The sequence below is a fragment of the Streptomyces shenzhenensis genome, assembly GCF_021462265.1.
GTDB lineage: Bacteria > Actinomycetota > Actinomycetes > Streptomycetales > Streptomycetaceae > Streptomyces > Streptomyces shenzhenensis.
On the sequence record NZ_JAJONF010000013.1, the window covers coordinates 63,054 to 83,898 of the forward strand.

The window sequence follows — 20,845 nt, forward strand, 5'->3', positions numbered from 1 at the left end:
ATGCTGGTGGCCGAAGGACGGGCGGGGGTGGAGCCGGATACGGCGGTGGGGACCGGTTACGGCGATGGGGGCCGGGGTCGGCACGAGGGCCGGGGACGGCAACGCACGCCAGGCACGCCACGAGGACCGGGCACAGCGACAGACGCCCGACACGCCACAACGACCAGGAACAGCGACAGACGCCCGACACGCCACGAGGACCCGGCACAGCGACAGACGCCCGACACGCCACGAGGACCCGGCACAGCGACGCACGCCCGACACGCCACAACGACCAGGAACAGCACCGAACGCCCGACACGCCACAACCATCGGGCACAGCGACGCACGCCCGGCACGGCACGAGGGCCGGGGAGGTTGTCCCCGGCCCTTGCTCCTGCCCGTGTCAGTGGGCGGGTGCCGTGGCCGGTGTCGGGGCGTGGCCGGAGGGGCGGCTGGTGAAGGTGCCGCGGCCCTGGGTGCGGCCGCGCAGCCGGGTGGCGTAGCCGAACAGTTCGGCCAGCGGCACGGTGGCGGTGAGCACCGCCGTGTCGCCCCGGGTCACGGAACCGGTGACCCGGCCGCGCCGGGCGGCCAGGTCGCCGAGCACGCCCCCCACCGCGTCCTCGGGCACGGTCACCGTGACCTCGGCGACCGGCTCCAGGAGCGTCATCGCACAGGCCCGCAGGGCCTCCCGGAGGCCGAGCCGGCCCGCCGTACGGAACGCCGTGTCGGAGGAGTCCTTCACATGCGTCGAGCCGTCGGTCAGGGTGACCCGCAGCCCGGTGACCGGATGCCCGCCGAGGGGGCCCTCGGCGAGGGCGTCCCGGCAGCCGGCCTCGACCGCCCGGACGTACTCCTGCGGCACCCTGCCGCCGACGACCGCCGACCGGAACGCGAAACCGTCCTCGTGTCCGAGGGGTTCGACGTCCAGGACGACGTGCGCGAACTGCCCCGCGCCGCCGGTCTGGTGGACGTGCCGGTGGACGAAGCCGGTCACCCCGCGGGCCACGGTCTCCCTGAGGGCGACCCGTGGCCGCCCCACCGTGACCTCGGGGCCGCCGTCCCGCCGGATCTTCTCCACCGCGACCTCCAGGTGCAGTTCACCCATCCCGGACAGCACGGTCTGGCCGGTCTCGGCATCGGTGCGGACCACCAGCGAGGGGTCCTCCTCGGCCAGCCGGGCCAGCGCCTGCGCCAGCCGGCCGGTGTCGGTACGGCGGCGGGCCTCGATCGCGACCGAGACCACCGGCTCGGCGGCGACCGGCGGCTCCAGGAGCAACGGGGCGTCCGGAGCGCACAGCGTGGCGCCGGGACGGGCCGACTTCAGCCCGCCGACGGCGACGATGTCACCGGCCACCGCCCGGTCGAGGGGCTGGTGCCGGCCGGCCATGACACGGAGGATGCGCGCCACGCGTTCGGTACGGCGCGTCGCCGGGTCCCACACGGTGTCTCCCTTCTCGATCGTGCCCGAGTAGACCCGGACGTGGGTGAGGCGGCCGGTGGCGGTCGCGGTCACCTTGAACGCGAGCGCCGCGAGCGGCCCCTCGGGGTCGGCCGATCGCCACTGCTCCGCGCCCTGATGGGTACCGCGCACGGCGGGGACGTCGAGCGGTGAGGGCAGATACGCGACGGCCGCGTCCAGGAGCGGTTCGACGCCCCGGTTCCGGTAGGCGGAGCCGCACAGGACGACGACACCTTCGCCGGTCAGGGTGAGATCGCGCAGGGCACCGGCCAGGGTCGCGGAGGACAGCCGGCCGGGCGGCGCGCAGAACTCCTCCAGCGCGGCCGGGTGCAGCGCGGCCACCGCCTCCTCCAGCGCGTGCCGCCGGCGCTCCGCCTCGGCGCGCAGCTCCTCGGGCACCGGGCCGGCCACCGGTGCGGCCGCCGGTCCGGTCATCGCCGTACCGCCGGCGTCGGCCCAGACCAGCGCGCGCATGCGCACGAGATCGACGACGCCGGTGAAACCGTCCTCCGTGCCGATGGGCAGCTGGACGACGAGCGGGGCCGGGTGCAGACGGTCGCGGATCGACTCGACGGCTCTGTCGAGGTCGGCGCCCGCGCGGTCCAGCTTGTTGACGAAGGCGATCCTGGGGACGCCGTGCCGGTCGGCCTGCCGCCACACCGACTCGCTCTGCGGTTCGACGCCGGCGACCGCGTCGAACACGGCGATCGCGCCGTCGAGGACGCGCAGGGAGCGTTCGACCTCGTCGGCGAAGTCGACGTGGCCCGGGGTGTCGATGAGGTTGACACGGTGGCCGTGCCAGGCGCAGCTGACGGCCGCGGCGAAGATGGTGATGCCGCGGTCGCGTTCCTGGGGATCGAAATCGGTGACGGTGGTGCCGTCGTGGACCTCGCCGCGTTTGTGGATGGTGCCGGTGGCGAAGAGGATGCGTTCGGTGACGGTGGTCTTTCCGGCGTCGACGTGGGCGAGGATGCCCAGGTTGCGAACGGCGGCAAGCGGAATGACGGAGTTCGGGTGGAGTTCGGTGCGCATGGCCCGATGCCTTTCGAATGACATTCCCGGAACGGCTCCGGAGGGGCAGCGCAATTTCCCGTGCGGCGAAGTTCACCGGCCATGGCTGACGGCACGTCAATATCTGTACGTATGCCGGTGGTTGAAGATCCGGTCGCGCGTCACGGAGTCCGGTGCCGGCCGCGCAGCGGGCACCGGGGGGACGGGGACACGAGGATCACCTCGTAGCGGGAACGGGGAGAGGCGACGGCGGTGCGGTCCCGCATGGCCCTCTCCCCTCGTTCGTCCGGACTTGTCATGGAATTGCACCTGGACCGCGTTCCGCGGCTACGGTGGGTGATATGCGGTGAGTGTAGGCAGGGGGTGCGGGGCGCGGCACCCGGTTTTCGACCGCCCGCCCCGGTCCGGCACTTCGGCGGATGCCTGGACGGCGCGGAGACTCGGCGGCCAGGCGGCAGACCCGCCACGGGGACCGGGCGCCCGGAGGGTGACCTGCGGGGCTCTTTTGGGAAATGCCGGTTCGTTCCCTTTTCTCCACTCATCGGGGAATGCGGGGACTCGTTGTCCCGGCATTTTCCGGACATTCATCTGGCCGGCAGTGATAACTCCGCGCACCGAGAAGGCGCTTTCCGGAACGGCGGACGGGGGCGGACCAGGTCCACCCACAGAGACCGCCGCAACTCCAGCGAATGGCCGAAAAACACGCTTTACGGCTGCCACACGGACATCGGGACGCCGATCTCCCGCACCGGCACCGCCGGACCCGGAAAGGACGTCCGGAACGCCCCGGATGCACATCGTCCCGGGTGACGCACGGAACGAGCCGTCCGGTATCACCGAGGCAGGAGTTGATGTGGAACATGTGTGGACATCCGGTGAAGTGCTGCTCGTGGCTGAGAAATTGGGATCCCGCCTCGGGTTCCGGCGGGGCGCGCAATGGCCGGGAAGTGGTCTGTCCGGGTGGCCGGTGGACGCTCTATCACTGCACGAACAGGCCTAATCTGATGCGCGAGCAGGCTGAATGGGCCCGGCAAGCGGACGGATTGGAATCGATTGGACACGGAAAAGACGCGGAGAGCGCCATTCGCCGCACTGCGCCCGGGTGCCACGATGCCGGTCGCCGCGCAGGTGCTCATCGCGGGGACGCTCTTCTCCCGTCTCGGTGACACGCTCGCCACCCTGGGCCTGGTGCTGCACGCGGCGGACCGGGACATCCGCTTCGGGGTGACCGAGGTGATGCTCGCCGAGCTCATCCCGACGGTGCTCGCGGCACCGCTGATCGGTTCCGTGGTGGACCGGTTCAGTGCGCGTACGGTCTGCCTGTGGGCGCTGCTGGTCCAGGCACTGTCCCTGGGCGCGGCGACCGCGGTCGGCGGGTTCCATGTGCGGGTGGCCCTGGTCGCGCTGTCGGCGCTGGCCGGAGTGGCCTCGGTGGCCGCGGGGTTCAAGATGCTGCCCGCGGTGGCCGGTGAGCAGCACACGGGCCGGGCGAACAGCCTGCTGACGGCCGGCCTGTCCGTCGCGGGGCTGATCGGTCCTCCCCTGGCGGGCTTCCTGAACTCCCTGTGGGGCACCCCCGCGCTCCTCGCCGCGGACGCCGCCTCCTTCCTGGTGCTCGCGGGCTGCACCGTGCTGGCGGTGCCCAGCACCGTGGACGTGGCGATCGGCCGCCGCCCCGCCACCAGGCTGGCGGACGGCTACCGGGCGCTGCGCGACGCGCCGGTGGTGGGCACGCTGATGCCCGCGCTGGCGGCGGCGATGGTCGCCACCAGCGTCGAGAACGTGGCGGGCGTCTACTACCTGCGGGACGTCGTCAACGGCAACGACACCATGTTCGGCCTCTTCCTGGCGACCTGGGCCCTCGGGTCCGTTCCGGGCGCGTTGCTCGCCGGCCGCGCGGGCTGGTCGGACCGGCACAGCCTGCTCATCATCGGCGGCGTCCTGGGCATCGGCCTGGGGCTGCTGCTCACCGGCCTGATCCCGGTGGCCGCGGTGATCTTCCCGCTGTTCCTGATCGCGGGTTTCGGCAACGGTGCCTGCAACGTCGGCCTGCGCAACGCGGTGCACGCGCGCGTGCCGGCCGAGGTGCACGGCAGCGCCTGGGCCTGCTTCCAGGCACTGTCCCGCAGCTGCATCGGCGTCGGCTACCTGCTCGGCACGCCCAACAGCGCGGTCTCCAGCCAGGGGCAGGTGATCATCTCCGGTGTCATCCCGCTGGCGGCCATGGTGTGGGCGGCCGTGGTGACCCTCCGCCGCGGCCAGTCCACCGTGACCGAGCCCTCCTCCTGAGCCACCGGCCGCCTGCTCGGAAAGCGGCGGGGGAGCGGGACAGCGGGTCCGCCGTCCCGCTCCCCCGCCGCTCGTGGCCCTCTTGAGGGCGCCCGGTCGCCGACCACCCCGACCGCCCGCCGCGGTCGGCCTCCCCTCGCCCGGGCGGCCCGGCCGGAGCGCCGGACACGCGCGCGCCGTCGGCATCGTGTTCCACGGCGGCACTCGGCGACATCCGCGCTCCCGGATCCGAATGACAGTCAGTTGGTCTAGTCCTCTTGACGGAGGGGCCTCGGCGGCGGTTTGGTATGTACCAAATCCCGGCCCACCCCCCACCGCCCCGCCCTCGATGGGCATCCCGAAAGGGCCATTGTCATGCACCTGGCAAGATTCGCGGCCTCCGCGTGTGCCCTCGCACTCGCGGCCACCGGCGTCACCGTCGCGCTGGCCCCGGCCGGCAGCGCCGCGGCGAGCAGCGTCTACTCCGTGGCTCCCTACGTCGACATGTCGAACAGTCAGGAAGGACTGCTCGACACCGCCGTCACCGGACACGGTCTGAAGGCCTACACGGCGGCCTTCGTGCTCGGCGAGGGCTGCACCCAGATCTGGGGCGACACGCTCCCCATAGGCAACGACTCCTACACCGACCCCGAGATCGCCAGGGCGAAGTCCGAGGGTGCCTCCGTCATCATCTCCTCCGGCGGGGCGAGCGGTGAGCCGCTCGCCTGGACGTGCTCCACCCAGAGCAGCATCGACGCCGGGTACCAGGCCATCATCGACGACTACGGCGTCACCCAGCTCGACTTCGACGTCGAGGGCGCCGCCGTCGCCGACACCGCCGCTGCGGCCCGCCAGATGCAGGCGATGAAGGACCTCAAGGCGTCCAACCCGAACCTGCGGTTCTCCATGACCCTGCCGGTGCTGACGAGCGGGCTCACGAACGACGGCGTCAACATCCTCAAGGCCGCCAAGAACGCGGGCATCAAGATCGACGTGGTCAACATCATGACCATGGACTACTACGCGGGCACCGGCACCGAGATGGGGCAGGCCGCCCTCTCCGCGGCCAGGGCCACGCTGGCGCAGATGCAGTCCGTCGACTCGGGCTACACCTACGCCGACCTCGGCATCACCCCGATGATCGGCAAGAACGACGACGGGTCCACCTTCACGCTCGCGGACGCGCAGACGGTGGAGAGCTTCGCCGCCCAGAACGGTGTCGGACGGCTGGCGTTCTGGTCGGCCAACCGGGACCAGCCCTGCAGCGGCAGCGCCAACTCGCTGTCCACGTGCAGTGAGATCAGCCAGAACAGCCTCGCGTTCACCGACGCGTTCGTGCCCTACGAGGGCGGCTCCGGCGGCGGCGGAACAACCACCGACTTCTCGCTGTCCCTGTCACCGGGTTCCGCCTCGGCCGCCCAGGGCGGTTCGACGACCGCGACCGTCGCCACGGCCGTCACCTCCGGCGGCGCCGAGTCCGTCAGCCTCGCGGCCTCCGGAGCCCCCTCGGGCGTCAGCGTCTCCTTCAGCCCCGCCTCCGTGACGTCCGGCGGCAGTTCCACGCTGACGGCGACGGTCGGCTCGTCCGTCGCCGCGGGCACCTACCCGGTCACCGTCACCGGCACCGCGGCCGGCACCAGCCACAGCGCGACCTACACGCTCACGGTCACGTCCTCCGGCGGCGGCGGTGGCGGCGGTGGCGGTTCGCTGACCAACGCGGGCTTCGAGACCGGCAGTCCGAGCCCCTGGACCTGCACGGGCGGCAGCGCGGTGGTCGCCGGCCCGGTGCACAGCGGCAGCCACAGCCTCCAGGTCACGCCGAGTTCCAGCAGCACCGGCGAGTGCGACCAGGGCGTCACCCTGGCCGCCAACCACAGCTACACGCTCACCGCCTGGGTGCAGGGCCCGTACGCCTACCTCGGAGTCAGCGGCGGTGCCACCGCGAGCACCTGGTCGAACAGCGGCACCTGGAACCAGCTCACGGTCAGCTTCACCACCGGCAGCAGCGGATCGGTCACCGTCTACGTCCACGGCTGGTACGGCCAGTCCGACGTCTACGCCGACGACTTCACCCTCGGCTGACCGCGCAGACCGACGAGGGGGCCGGTTCCCCGGGCGCGTGCCCGGGGAACCGGCCCCCTTCTCGTCCGTACCGCCGCGCCCTTGACCGGTTACTGACCGAAGCCGTAGGCGAACAGGTGGTCGGTGCCCGTCGAACCGGTCACCGGCAGCGTCACCGACGCCACCTGCCTGGACGGATCCAGGGCGACCTTGGTGGCGAAGACGTAGGTCTTCACGTTGTCCCGGCCGCCGCTCCCGGTGTTCCGGTAGCCGGTGGCGACGGCCGTCGTGTCGCCCGGCAGCGGCTTGCTCGATCCGCCGTTGAGGGTCCAGTCCGAGAAGCCGACCGTCGCCCGGGTGGTGGTGCCGTCGGTGTAGGTGACGGTCAGGGTGCCCGAGACCCCGTCGGTCGGCGCGTTGACCGCCGCGCCCAGCAGCCCCAGCGACGCCCCCGAGGTGCCGGCCGGCATCGGGAGGGTCTGGCCGGCCATCTCCAGGTTGTCGAGCTGACCGGACGTCACCGTCGGCCAGGTGTAGGAGACTCCGTCGACCGTGAGGGGGGAGCCGCTCGTGACGCCGGCCGCCGACAGCGCGTTCTGCGAGTAGGCCCAGCCGCCGCCGTCGAAGCCGCCCGAGTACTTGGTGCCGTCGGGGTAGACGCCCTCGTTGGTGGCGTACGGCCACAGCGCGCCGGGCCTGGCGACGGCCACGCGGAGCGTCGCCCCGGACAGTGCCGTACCGGTGCTGTGGTCGGTCAGGGCGAAGGTGACCGGGTACGTCCCCTCGTTCGCGCCCGCGGTCACGTGGACCTTGGCCTCGGCGCTGCCCGAGGCGGGCACGGTCAGCGAGCCGGACGCCGTGTCCGGTGTGACGCCGGAGGGTGCCGTCGCCGTCCAGTCGACCGTGACGGCCTTGCTGCCGAGGTTGGTCAGGTCGAGGGTGCCGTCACCGGCCGCGCCGGGCTCAAGGACCAGGCCGTTGCTCGGACCGGTCGCGGCCAGCACCCGGCCGCCGCCCGTGGTGTCCGACGGCGGCACCGCCGACGCGCCGGACGCCCAGGAGGTGTTCGCCCGGGTGCCGAGCGTGTAGTCGAGCCTGCCCGCGCCCTCGAACTGCCGGTACGTCAGCCAGGACTTCTGCCACGCCTTGCCCTTGACGTTCAGGGACTGCACGTACGGCGCGTCGGGTGCGGCCTGCGGCGCGTTGATCCGCACCGTCCTGCCGTTTCCGAGGGCCACCTGGGCCGCCGGGAACGCCGGGCTGCCGAGCACCAGGGTGTCCGTGCCCGGGGTCTCCGGGTACATACCGAGCTCGGACCAGACGTACCAGGAGCTCATGGCACCCAGGTCGTCGTTGCCGAAGGAGCCGACCGGGGCGTTGAAGTACAGGTCCTGCTGGGCGGCGCGGACGGCTGCCTGGGTCTTCCAGGGCTCGCCGGTGTAGTTGTACTCCCAGGGGATCTCCACGCTGGGCTCGTTGCTCAGGTCGGCGTCGGTGCCGCCGGGGTTCGCGATGTCGTCGAGCAGGCTGTCCAGGTAGGACGAGTACGCCTTGGCGCCGCCGCGGGCCTGGATGAGCTGCCGCAGGTTGAAGGGGACCATGGGGGTGTACTGGGCGGAGGTGCCCTCCACGAAGCCGTTGGAGGTGCCGGGGGTGAACCCGCCCGCGAACTGGCCGTCCTTGTTCTTGGCCTGGAGGTAGCCGCTCTGCGGGTTGAAGACGTTCATCCAGTCCTGGGCGCGGGTGGCGAACTTCTGGTAGACGGCCGTCTTGCCGAGCGACTTCGCGAAGGCGGCGAGCGCGTAGTCGGCGGAGTCGTACTCCAGCTGGGTGGAGACCGGGCCGTAGAAGTTGCAGCAGTTGTAGTCGTTCTCGTCCAGCGGGAGGTAGCCCTTGGCGTCCCGTACCGACTCGCCGGGGCGGTCGTTGTTCGGGACGGTGGCCTCGTGCTGGAGGGCGGCGAGGGCCCCCGCCGTGTCGAAGTCCCTCGCGCCGAAGGCGTACGCGTCGGTGATGATGCCGGCGGCCGGGTCCCCGACCATCACGTAGCTCTCGCCGTTGTTCGAGGCCCACTTGGGCAGCAGGCCCGTCTGGTCGTAGCCGTTGAGCATCGACGTGACGACGTCACTGGCGACCTTGGGCTCGACCATCGCCATCAGCTGGGTCTGGGAGCGGTAGGTGTCCCAGCCCGAGTAGTTGGCGTACTGGGCCTTCTGGCCCTTGGCCAGCCTGTGGATCTGGTTGTCCATGCCCATGTACTGGCCGTTGTGGTCCGAGAAGACGTTCGGGTGCAGCAGGGCGTGGTAGAGCGCGGTGTAGAACTGCGTCCGCTGGTCGGCGGAGCCGCCGCCGACCTGGATTTTCCTCAGCACCGAGTTCCAGGCGTCGTGGTTGGCCTTCTCGACGGCGCCCACGTTCCAGTTCTTGATCTCCTTGCCGAGGTTGTCCGCCGCGTTGGCGTCACTCGTGTACGAGATGCCGACCTTCGCCTTCACCGTGGGGTTCGCGGAGGTGTCGAAGGTGAGGTACATGCCGTTCGCACCGGTCGTGGGCGGCTGGGCGGCCTTGGCCGCCGCGGCCGGCCGGGACGTGGCACCGGCGCTCGGGGCCGGGGAGGCCGTGCCGGAGGCCTTGCCGCCGTTCCCGTGCACGCTCGGGGCCGGCCTGGCCGGGACGGTGAAGTGCTTCTCCTTCAGCGGCGTCGACGTGGACTTCTGCGGGGCCGGCCGGACCTTACCCGCCTTCAGCGACTTGGCGTCGGGGGTGATGGTGCCGCCGACCCAGGTGCCGCCGGCGGTGAACGGCCGGTCGAACTTGATGTCGAAGTGCAGCGTGTACCGGTTGTTCGCGCCGCAGAAGTGGCCGCTGTCGATCGCGCCGCTGATCTCCTTGCCGTTGACCACCCGGACGCGGGTTCCGTCCACCTGGGTGGCGCCCCCGCTGAGCTTGAACAGCAGGTTCGCCTGCTGTCCTGCGGGGAAGGTGAAGGAGCCCAGACCGGCCCGGGTGGTGTCGGTCAGCTCGGTCCTGACCCCGTTGGCGTCGGTGACCTTGTAGGACCCGATGGCGGCCTGCTCGTCGGCGTGGCCGAAGCCGACGGACGTGCTGCCGAGGTTGCCCGAGAGCGCGCCGGTCACCGGCAGGACGGGCAGGTCGCCCGCGACCGGGCAGCCGGGTCCGGACACGTGGGTGAGGCTGAAGCCGGAGATCTTCTTGTCGGCGTACTCGTAGCCGCCGCCGTCGGGGCGGTCGGGCGTCGTGTCGGGGCCCCACTGCACCATGCCGGCCGGCATGTCGGGGCCGGGGAAGGTGTCCACGGCACCGGAGGTGCCGATGAGGGGGTTGACGAGGGATGCCGGGTCCGTCACGAGGGCCGGTGCCGCGGTGCTCGCGGCATGGGCGCTCGCGACCGCCGAGAGCGGCAGGGCTGCCATGCCCAGGACGCACACCACGGCCAGGCGTTGGCGGAATCTCTCTCGGGTGGTGCGTGGTGCGGCTGAAGGTCGGGGTCTCACCATCGGTTGCCTCCGCAGCAGTTCGTGCTTCGCACATCAGGTGTCGGCGCGCCGAGAAACACCGGAATGCCGGCGACAGGCAACGCACCCGGTCGCCCCCAACGGCGGCCTGACAACGTTGCCATGCACGAGTGTCGAGTGAAACGCCTGTGCTTGCGGCATGTCAACGAGGCCAACGAAAGTTTCTGCGCGCGAAGTTCACGGACGGTCAGGTCACTGACCCGGCGGACGCACCGCGGCCTGCCCTTGCGCCCGAGCTCACGTCGCACGAGGACGCGAACCCGCCCCACTCGCGGAGCCGGCCGACAGGACGGGCCGACCGCCGAAACTTGCGGTAGTTACGATTCCCGACCGAAGGCTCCTTCCGCACCGCATCACACCGCTACCGCGCACGCAGCACGCAGCACGCACCGGCCAGGACACCCGCCGCCGCGCACTTGCGCCCACAGCCGCGCCACGCGGGCGCAGACCTCCGCCCACCTGCGCGCCGACCGTGCGACTCGGACCCCGGGACCGCTGCGACGCGGAGTTCCCCGCGGGGCGGCGCGGATCGCGACCGGCCCGATGCCGCGAGCGAAGCGCGACGGATCGCGGTACGGACCGTGAACGGCCCGGTGCCGCGAGCAACGCACTACGGATCGCGGTACGGACCGCCGCAGGGCTGGTCTCGTCGATGCCCTCGGGGGCCTTGAAAGTCTTCAGGGCGAAGGTCAGGACCACGGTGACGGCGGCCCGCCAGCACGAGCGACACGCGACAGGGCCGCAGTACAGACCGTGAACGGCCCGCCAGCACGAGCGACACGCGACAGGGTCACGGTACGGACCGAGAGCGGCCCGCCGGCAGGAGCAACGCACGACGGGTCCTGGTGCAGGCCCTGAGCGGCCCGCCGGTGCGAGCGACACGCGACGGGTCGCCGCCGCCGGACCGGCACGTGTGCCGTGTCAGTGCCGGGATGCGGCCCGCTCGGCGTGAGTCGTCACGATGCCGGGCACCGGTCCGGCATTCATGGGAGCGGATAAACCCGAATAGCCGTCACGGCAATCAATTGACCATCGATTACTGCTTCTTGACCGAGCATTTCCTCGAACTTTTTCGAATTCAGAGGTGGGTTGTGTAGAGCGATCTCACCCGCGGGGGCCGCTCCGCCATGAGCCGCCGTCCACCTGATCGCCCAACTTGTCTGTCTGTGCCGGGACTTGGCCCTCGACCAGCGCAAGCACCAGATGCGCGACGGCCGGGCGATCTGGTCCGGAAGGGCACCGAAGAGCTTCCTGTGAGAAAGCTATTCGCTTCCATTGACCTGAACCCGTCAACTCTGCTTTGCTTCTCCGCGTCTGACAACGCATCACCATTTCGACGGCGAGAAGCCGTAGTGCGAACGCTTCTCGCTGGCTTTCCATCAGTCCGGTCCAGGACGAGAGTTCCCCGCGGATCGCAACACCGTGCGTGAGTTCCCCAACTGCCGAGCACATCGCCCGCGCAGTCACCCGGTGCCGCTCGGGCCTCTCCTCCAGCTCCGCGACGAAACGGGCGTCAACGTCGACGGCCGGAGCGGGCCGGCGGTGATGCGCCTCGTCGACGTTCCATGCAACCCACCTCCGCCGGACCGACGGCGGAGGTCCATGCGAAGAAAGGGCCCCATCACCCATGGGCACTCCCCACCTCCGCGGCGCGGCCCGAGCGACCCTCACCGGTCTCGCGTCGTTGTCCCTCGTCACCGCCGCGGCACTCGCCTCCATACCCCAGGCGACAGCCGCCCCCCAGGCCACGGGTCACACGGTGAGATCCAACCCCTACAGCCCGGCCTCCGGACACTCCTACCGGCACGGTGTCATACCGACCCTCCAGCGGAACGCCAAGATGAAGTCCTGGGCGGCCAGCCACCCGGCCGCCGCCGCGGCGACCGGACCGGAGACGCTGTCCTACGGCGGCGGCATCGACGGCATCGGTGTCCAGAGCGGCCACTCCAAGGTCTACCTGGTCTTCTACGGCTCGCAGTGGGGCACGCAGAGCACCAACAGCAGCGGTGACGCCACGTTCTCCGGCGACCCGGACGGCGCGGCCCCGGTCGCCCAGGAGATGTTCAAGGACATCGGCACCGGGAACGAGCGGTGGTCCGCGGACCTCACCCAGTGGTGCGACGGTCCCAACGTGTCGTCGGGCGCCACCAGTTGCCCGTCCAACGCGAACTTCATCCCGTACCAGAGCGGCGGCGTGCTGTCCGGCGTGTGGTACGACAACTCGGCGGCCTCGCCGAGCGCCGCGACCGGGCACCAGCTCGGCGTCGAAGCCGTCAAGGCGGCGGGACACTTCGGCAACACCACCGCCGCGTCCAACCGTGACGCCTACTACGTCGTCCTCTCACCGCACAACACCAACCCGGACAGCTACCAGGGCCAGTACTGCGCCTGGCACGACTACAACGGCGACAGCACGCTCACCGGCGGTGCCGTGTCCTCCTCCTACGGGGACATCGCGTTCAGCAACCAGCCGTACAACATGGACTCCGGCTCCGGCTGCGGCGTCGGGTTCGTCAACTCGCCCGGCACGCTCGACGGCTGGACCATGACGCTCGGCCACGAGTGGCAGGAGATGATGTCCGACCAGAACCCGGCCGGCGGCTGGACCAACCACACCGGCAGCTCGTACAACGGCCAGGAGAACTCCGACGAATGCGCCTGGCTCTCGCCCGGCAGCACGGGCGGGGCGGCCAACGTCACCATGGGCACCGGTACCTTCGCCGAGCAGGCCAGCTGGTCCAACGACACCAACAACTGCGCCATCTCCCACGCGATCGTCGGCGGCGGCAGCGGTGGCGGTGGCGGCACCTTCACCAACGGCACCTTCGAGACCGGCAGCCTGTCGAGCTGGACCACCAGCGGCAGCACCTCCGCCACCGGCTCGGCGGCGCACAGCGGCAGCTACGGCGCGATGGTCGGCTCGACCAGCCCGACGAACGCCTCCTCGGTCTCCCAGTCCTTCACCGCCCCGTCCGGCACCAGCAAGGTCTCCTTCTGGTACAACGTCACCTGCCCGGACACGGTGACCTACGACTGGGCGACGGCCACCCTCCAGGACACCACGGCCGGGACCACCACGACGCTGCTCGCCAAGACCTGCACCCAGGGTGCGGGCTGGAAGCAGGTCTCCGGCGCCGTGACCGCGGGCCACTCGTACACGCTCACCCTCGCCAACAACGACGACAACTACGCGGGTGACGCGACCTACACCTACTACGACGACGTGACCGTCTCCTGACCCCTCGAACCGTACGGTGGGGGCGGGCCGCCGGCCCGCCCCCACCGCCGTCCGCGCGCCCGCGCCGGGCGGCGGCATCCACCGGAGGGCCCGTGCCCCGTTCGCAAGTCCGTATGTGCCCCGCCCGGCGCGCACTGCGCGCCGGGCTCGCCGCCTTGGCCGCGGCAGCCGCGACGGCTGCCCTGGGCGGCTGTTCGTCCGGCCCCGCCGGACCGGCGGTCTCCCCTCCGCCGTCGCGTCCTCCCGCCGCCTCCGCGTCCTCCGCACCGTCCGGATCCGCCACCCGGTCGGTCGTCCTCGACGAACGGGCCCGCGGAACCTCGGTCCGGGTGGCCACCGGCACGCTCGTCGTGGTGCGCCTGCACAGCGCCTACTGGTCGACCCCGGCCGGGTCGGACCCGCGGGTGCTCGCCCCCGCCGGCGGCGGAACCACGGCCGCCGCGACCTGCCCACCCGGCCGCGGCTGCGGCATCTCCTCCGCCCGGTTCACCGCCCTGCGGCCCGGCACGGCTCAGGTCACCGCCACACGCGATTCGTGCGGGGAGGCCAGGCGCTGCCCGCCGGGGCAAGGACGCTACGACGTCACCGTGACGGTCACCCGATAGCGCCGCGACCGCCGGGCACCGCTGCCGTCGGCGGGCGGCAGGCCGTCCGCACGGGACGGCGTTCGTGGACGGGTCCACCACGGCGTGCGTGCACAGGCATCACCGTTGCCCGACGGCCGCGGTGACGAGCCGCAGGGCGTCGGCGAGCTGCTCGCGGTGCCGGCGCAGCGCCTCGGGGGTGACGCCCTTCCCGGCCACGGCCACGGCAAGGTCGTCGGTGGCCACCTTGAGCACGGCGCTCATGGTGGCGGCCCGCATGCGGATGTCGACCAAGTCGGCCGAGCGGCCCGCGCGTTCGGCGAGCACTTCGGTGAACGTGTCCTCCGCGCGCTCCCGGAGCACCAGATAGACGGCCCGCAGCGCGGGCTCCTCGTGCGTCATCCGGATCACGGTGAGAACCGCCTCGGCGTCCCCGTCGGTCGACGCGTCGGACGCGGGCCGGTAGGCGGCGCGCAGGTGCTCGGTCAGGCCGACGCCGGGCGGCCAGGCGCGCAGCACCGCCTGGAAGGCCGCGAGCGACTGGCTGAGCAGCGGCTCCACACAGCTTTCCTTGCTCGGGAAGTGGCGCCACAGGGTGCGTTCCGAGACCCCGGCCGCCCGCGCGATCTGCTCGCCGGAGGTGGCGGCCACGCCCTGCGCCGCGAACAGCCGGACCGCGTGACGGGAGATGCCGAGGCGCTGCCGCTGCCGTTGCCGGTCGCTCACCGGGGGCCGTCCCCGGCGGGGCGCTATCGGGCCACTGTCCACCGTCACGTCCTTCATCGGGCGATCCAATCACGCCCTGGCCGCGGGGCGACTGGCCGAAAACATTATTGGCAGTGACTGACAATAAAGTGTTACCGTCGAAGTGCCGGAAGATCACGTTCCGAGGTCCAGGAGGAGGACCCATGAACGGTGCCGCCGAGCGTTCCCGCCTGCCCTTCGCACGGCCGAACGTGCTCGATCTCGCTCCCCTGTACGAGGTGCTGCGCCGCGAGGCGCCGATCACGCCGGTCACCACACCGGCCGGGGATCCGGCCTGGCTGGTCACCCGCTTCGACGAGGTGCGCGACCTCCTGAGCGACAAGCGGCTCGGCCGCTCCCATCCCGAGCCGGAACGGGCGTCCCGCATCACCACCGCCGCGGTGCAGGAGGGCCCTTCGGGCAACTACGCCACCGAGGAGGCCGACCACACCCGGATGCGCCGGCTGCTCACCCCGGCCTTCTCCGCCCGGCGCATGGTGATGCTCTCCGATCACGTACGGCAGCTCGTGGACGGCTGTATCGACCGGCTGCTCGCCGAGCGGGCCGTCGCACCCGACGGGGTGGTCGACCTGCATGCCGGACTGGCCTTCCCGGTGCCGGTCGCGGTCATCTGCCGGCTGCTCGGCGTACCCGAGAGCGACCGCGAGCACTTCGCGTCGCTGTCGGAGCGCATGGCCAACTACACCATCGGGGACGATGCCGAACGGGCGCGGGACGAGTTCAACGACTACATGAGCACGCTCGCCGAGGCCAAACGCACCCGGCCGGGCGAGGACGTCATCTCCGACCTGGTACGCGCCCAGAGCGCCGACGCGGACTTCGACCACTCCGAAATGATCAGGCTCTGCGTCGGCCTGCTGTTCGCCGGGCACGAGACCACCGTCAACCGCATCGGGCTGGGCACGCTCTTCCTGCTCACCCGCCCCGAGCAGTGGCGGGCGCTGATCGCCGACCCCGTCGGCCGGGTCAACGCCGCCGTCGAGGAGATCATGCGCCTGGGCGCGCCCGGTGACCTCGGTCTGCTGCGCTACGCCCACACCGACGTCGACGTCGCCGGGGTCACCATCCGATGCGGCGACGCCGTGATCCTCTCCGTCAACTCGGCCAACCGTGACGCGGCCGTCTACACCGACGCCGAGACGTTCGACCCCGACCGTCCGGAACGCAACCACCTCGGATTCGGCCACGGCCCGCACTTCTGCATCGGTGCGAGCCTGGCCCGCACGGAACTGCGCGTCGTCTTCGCCGCCCTGGCCGAGCGCCTGCCCGGGCTGCGGCTCGCCAAGGACGTCGACGAGCTCCCGATGCGCACCACCCTCACCGGCGGGGTCAGCGAACTTCCCGTGACCTGGTGACGGTGCCGGCCGAGGGCCGTGCCCGCCGGGCGCCCGGTGGCACGCCCCGGAATGTCGCGGCGGGCGCGCGCCCGGCGTCAGGGCGGCGGCCCGTGCCAAGGCCGGGGTGGGACGCCCCCGTTCGGGAGCGTCCCACCCCGGCCGCCTTCGGCGAGTCCTACTTTCTCTTGAGGGTGAAGTCCTTGGTGACGGTGGAACGCTTCTTGATCTTCACCGTCGCGACGGTCGGCTGGAAGCCGTCCTTGGCCACGATGACCTGAAGCGGGTTGTTGCGGACGTCGAGCCACAGGGCGTACCCGCCGTGGGCGTCCGTCGTCAGCGTGTAGCTCGTCGCCCAGGTGTCGATCTGGACGGTCGCCCCGGCGATCGGCGCGGTGCCGCCGCCGGCGGTGACCCCCAGCACCGTCCCGGTGATCTTGCCCCAGGTGCTGGGCGGGGCGACGTGCATCTCCACGGGGAGCCTGGGCACGGAGTACGGAGTGTCGGTGCTGAAGGACAGCTGGGCGGTGAAGTCTCCCGGCTGGGTCACCTCGGCCACGGAGGCGTCCAGGGTGATCGTCACCTTCGAGCTCTTGCCGGGCTGCAGGGTGAGCTGTTGTCCGCTCTCGCTCAGCCAGCTGACGTCGCTCGACTCTCCCTGGTCGTAGCCCGGCAGCACCTCCACCGTGGTCGCGGGGGTCGCCAGCGCCACGCCGCCGCCGACCTTGAAGAAGCCGAGCGCGCCTCCGCCGCGGTAGGTGGCGGTGTCGGTGTTGGGCAGGGCGGTCCAGGTGCCGGCCTTCGGGTCGAGGGCGAAGCCCTGGTTGGTGATGCTGTTCTGGGTGACACCACCGGCGGTGACGAGCAGACCGTTGGCGGAGGTGTACGCGGCGCCCCAGAGGGTGACGGGCAGGTCGGCGACCTGTGACCAGGCGTTGGCGGCGGGGTCGTAGACGTAGGTGTGCTTGACCTCGCTGCTGCCGTTGTATCCGCCCGCGCAGTACAGCTCGCCGCCGATGCCGGCGCACGAACTCCAGGAGATCGGCTCCGGGTAGGCGGCCACCGTGGACCAGCTGTCGGCGGCCGGGTCGTAGACGGTGACGTCCGTGGAGCCGCAGGAGTCCGCCCCGCAGCCGCCGACCACGTAGAGCTTGCCGTCGAGCACGGCGCTGCCGGAGCCCGCGTACGGCTTGGGCGAGGCCGCGCCGGTGGTCCAGGCGTCGCTTCCCGGGTCGTAGATCTCCAGCTTGGAGTCGGGGTCGCCGCCGGCTCCCCAGCCGCCGACGGCGTAGAACTTGCCGTCGACGAAGCCGTGGGCGGCTGCCTCCCGGGTGTCCGCCGCGGCGGCCAGCCTGGTCCAGGTGCCGGCGACCGGATCGAGGACGTACATGTCCTTGGTGTCGGCGCTGCCGTCGAAGCCGAAGGCGGAGTAGACCTTCCCGTCGTCGGAGGCGACAGCGTTGTCCATCAGCTTCGCCGGCAGGTCGGGGGCCGCCTGCCAGGCGTCACCGGCGGCCCCCGGGACCACCTTGGCCGTGCTGCCCGCGGCGGACGCGGCGGCCCTGCTCGACAGCGGGGAGTACGTGCCCTTGACCAGCTTCAGCGGGGCGCCGCCCGCGGACTCGATGCTGAACCCGCCGGGCTGTTCCCCCAGCTTGACGGTGGCGGGTGCCGTACCGGTGTTCTTGACCGTCAGGGTCTTGGTGGTCTGCTCGCCCCATCCCACCGACGCGGTGATGGAGGTCTTGTCCAGCGTCAGCTGCCCGGCGCCGAGTGCGAAGTCCGCGCCGACCGCGCTGTCGGCCCGCACCTGCACCGTCTTGTCGAGCCCGGCGTAGTGCGGCTTCGCCGCGGTGAAGCCGTGGCTGCCGAGGGAGGAGAACAGGGCGTAGACGCCGTCGCCCAGCGCGGGGTCGTCGGGGGTGGCGACGGTGACGGTGCTCTGCTTGCTGTCGTCCTTGTTCGTCACGGTGGCACCGGCCAGCCCCGTGGCGGTGTTGGCGTCCGTCACGGTGCCGGTGAGCAGACCGCCCGCCAGGGGCGTGACGTGGCGCTCGCCGACGAAAACGTTGTCAACCTTCCACCACCAGCCGAACGAGCCGGTGAAGTGGAAGCGCAGCTGCACCGATGCCCGGCCGGCGTAGTCGGTCAGCGGGAGTTCGACCTTCTCCCCGCCGAAGGTGTCGGTGGCGGACCAGAGGGTGGTCCAGGTGGCGCCGCCGTCGGTGGTCGCGTCGACGTCCGCGCTCTGGCCCCCGATGGCCGAGTAGTCATCGGCGAAGGAGATCTCGGGGGCGGAGTTGCCGGTGAAGTCGTACACGGGGCTGAGCAGTTGCGAGTCCTGGGTCGCTCCGCCGCCGTAGTGGTCGCTGTCGACGATGGCGAACCCGCCGTCACCGCCGGTGGTGTTGCCGCGTGAGCCCGGGTCGTCGAAGGCCCAGCCGCCGGTCGTCCCGTCGGCGTTGACCACACTCCAGCCCTTGGGGGCGGAGTCGGTCGCGTCGAACGTCTCGGTGGTGCCGTCGTCCTTCACCGAGTAACCGGCGGGCCCGGTGGGCGCCCACGGGTCGACCGGAACCGCGACGTTCAGGCTCTGGTCGGCGTCCGCGACGGTGATCTTCCTGGTGGGCGACGTGTACCCGGGATAGGCGCCGGTCACGTGCAGCGTGTAGTCGTGGCCCTGGGGCAGTTTCAGGTCGAAGGCACCGGTGAGGGGGTCCGTCCACACCGGACCGCCGGGGACGCCGTCCGCGGTGATCTTGGCGTAGAGCGGCCAGCCGTGGCCGGAACCGTCGGTGACCTTGCCGGAGACCGTCCGGCTGGGGACCGGGGTCAGGGCGAAGTCCTTGGTGAGGGCGTCGCCGTCGGCGAGGGACACGCCGGAGGCGGTGCCGTTGGCGTAGCCGTAGGCTTCGACGGTGATGTCGTAGCTGCCGACCGGCAGGACGAGCGAGTAGGTCCCGTCGGCAGCGGTGTGCGCGGTGCCGCCGCCCTGGGTGGTGACGGTGGCTCCGGCGACCGGCTTGCCGGTGCTGTCGTCGGTGACGGTGCCGGAGAGCTTCCCGTGCGGGCCGCTGCGGAACGCGGCCAGCCCGTCGGGCGTGCCCAGGCCGGTCGGGCCGTCGTAGCCGGCACCGGCGGTGCACAGGTACGCGGGCGTGCAGGTGCCGTTGTCACCGCTGGTCACGTCGTTGAGACCGGTCCCGGAGGCGTACGGGTAGGAGTTGGGGTAGGTGCCCGCGACGGGGGTTCCGGCGTCCGCGTACACACTGGCGATGATCGGGGAGGCGGCGCTGGTGCCGCCGTACACCTGCCAGCCGCCACCGCCGTAGGTCTGGTAGACCGCGACGCCGGTGGCCGGGTCGGCCACGGCGGAGACGTCCGCGACGGTGCGCTTGTCGCATCCGGTGTCCGTCTGGAAGGCCGGCTTGGGCTCGTAGAGGGAGCAGCCGGATCCCGGGCCGAGGCCGTTGCGGTTCCAGACCGACTCGGACCAGCCGCGTGCGGAGCCGGAGTCCCGGACCAGCGAGGTGCCGCCGACGGACGTCACGTAGGGGGAGACGGCGGGGTAGGCCACCCCGTAGTCGCTGTCGCCCGAGGAGGCGACCACGGCGACACCGGGGTGGTTGTAGTGGGTGTCGTACGTCGTCTCGTCCTGGCTCTCGCCGCTGCCCGGGGTGCTGCTGTAGTTGGTGCCGTAGGAGTTGGAGACGTACTTGGCGCCGAGCGCGACCGCCTGGTCGACGGCGGCTCCGAGGTCCTCGAAGCTCGGCTGGTCCGCCTCGACGAGCAGGATGTGCGCGTTCGGCGCGGCCGCGGAGACCATGTCCAGGTCGAGCGAGATCTCGCCGGCCCAGCCGGCGTCGGGCGCGGGGTAGTCGGTGCCGCCGCGCTGGTCGACCTTGGTGAAGCAGCCGTTCGCCGCGGTGCAGGCGGGCAGCCCGTACTGCTCGCGGTAGACGGCGAGGTCGGCCTCGGCGCTGGGATCGTCATAGGCGTCGACGATGGCGATCGTCTGCCCCGCACCGCCGTCGGCGGGAAGGCTGTAGGCGCTCTGCAGGTCGGCGGGGCCGTAGCCGCTGGGGGTGACGGAGGCTGCCAGCAGGCCCTTGACGGCCTTGGTGTCGGTGCGGCGCAGGGCGAAGCAGGCGGCCTCGCCCTTCTTGGGCGTGGCGCAGGCCGGTTCGAGGGCGGCCTTCTTCTTGGCCGAGGCTGCCGACGAGGCCGAGGACGCCGGTGAAACCGACGGCGCCGCCGCGTGGGCCGGGATCTGCATGCCCACGACCGTCATCGCGGCGGCGCTCAGGACGGTCAGGCAGGCGGCGGCTCTTCGCCGTAAAGCTGAAGCGGTTCTCGGTGCAAGGCGCAAGACGTTACTCCTCAGTTTGCACTGCAAGGGTCGACTCGTACGTGATCCCCGGCCGACAGTGAATACGCGTGGCCGTATTCGCCAACTTCAATTGGCGTACCTCGAAGCGCAATTGACAATAAACGGCGTGTTACATGTGCATGTCATTAACTGCGCGACGAGATCCGGGCCCGGGAGAACAAATCTCCACGCCAATAGGGCCCTCCGCCGAAAACACGCGGGCCATTTCTGCTCG

General features: G+C 71.4%; 9 protein-coding genes. 5 read left to right on the forward strand and 4 right to left on the reverse strand.

Annotated elements, in window-relative coordinates:
• Positions 1-385 precede the first annotated feature (385 nt).
• Positions 386-2,476, reverse strand: coding sequence for an elongation factor G (fusA, locus tag LQ326_RS18840; protein ID WP_234538270.1), 2,091 nt, complete (start codon positions 2,474-2,476; stop codon positions 386-388).
• A 1,089-nt stretch (positions 2,477-3,565) separates the two neighbouring features.
• Between fusA and LQ326_RS18845 the strand changes: the two genes are divergently transcribed.
• Both LQ326_RS18845 and LQ326_RS18850 read left to right on the forward strand, forming a co-directional pair.
• Positions 3,566-4,744 carry an MFS transporter gene (locus tag LQ326_RS18845; protein WP_234538272.1) on the forward strand — a complete coding sequence of 393 codons (1,179 nt, stop codon included), beginning with the start codon at positions 3,566-3,568 and terminating at the stop codon, positions 4,742-4,744.
• Positions 4,745-5,098: 354 nt separating this feature from the next.
• On the forward strand, positions 5,099-6,805 hold the full coding sequence (locus LQ326_RS18850; RefSeq protein WP_234538273.1) for a carbohydrate binding domain-containing protein: 1,707 nt from the start codon (positions 5,099-5,101) through the stop codon (positions 6,803-6,805).
• 89 nt (positions 6,806-6,894) lie between these two features.
• On the opposite strand, the gene LQ326_RS18855 is transcribed toward LQ326_RS18850, so the two are convergent.
• Positions 6,895-10,218 carry a lectin gene (locus LQ326_RS18855; RefSeq protein ID WP_234538274.1) on the reverse strand — a complete coding sequence of 1,108 codons (3,324 nt, stop codon included), beginning with the start codon at positions 10,216-10,218 and terminating at the stop codon, positions 6,895-6,897.
• Between the two features lie 1,729 nt (positions 10,219-11,947).
• Between LQ326_RS18855 and LQ326_RS18860 the strand changes: the two genes are divergently transcribed.
• Both LQ326_RS18860 and LQ326_RS18865 read left to right on the forward strand, forming a co-directional pair.
• A complete protein-coding gene (locus LQ326_RS18860; protein WP_234538275.1) occupies positions 11,948-13,558 on the forward strand; it encodes a hypothetical protein in 1,611 nt (536 codons plus the stop codon).
• A gap of 92 nt (positions 13,559-13,650) precedes the next feature.
• Entirely contained in the window at positions 13,651-14,163 is a 513-nt protein-coding gene (locus LQ326_RS18865; RefSeq protein WP_234538276.1) for a hypothetical protein, read from the forward strand.
• A 99-nt stretch (positions 14,164-14,262) separates the two neighbouring features.
• On the opposite strand, the gene LQ326_RS18870 is transcribed toward LQ326_RS18865, so the two are convergent.
• Positions 14,263-14,925 carry a TetR/AcrR family transcriptional regulator gene (locus LQ326_RS18870; protein WP_234538277.1) on the reverse strand — a complete coding sequence of 221 codons (663 nt, stop codon included), beginning with the start codon at positions 14,923-14,925 and terminating at the stop codon, positions 14,263-14,265.
• A 125-nt stretch (positions 14,926-15,050) separates the two neighbouring features.
• Between LQ326_RS18870 and LQ326_RS18875 the strand changes: the two genes are divergently transcribed.
• Positions 15,051-16,262: a cytochrome P450 gene (locus tag LQ326_RS18875; protein WP_234538278.1), complete on the forward strand. Its 1,212-nt coding sequence runs from the start codon at positions 15,051-15,053 to the stop codon at positions 16,260-16,262.
• Between the two features lie 157 nt (positions 16,263-16,419).
• Here the strand turns inward: LQ326_RS18875 and LQ326_RS18880 are convergent, their stop codons facing one another.
• On the reverse strand, positions 16,420-20,532 hold the full coding sequence (locus LQ326_RS18880) for a carboxypeptidase regulatory-like domain-containing protein (protein WP_434056952.1): 4,113 nt from the start codon (positions 20,530-20,532) through the stop codon (positions 16,420-16,422).
• Positions 20,533-20,845 lie beyond the last annotated feature (313 nt).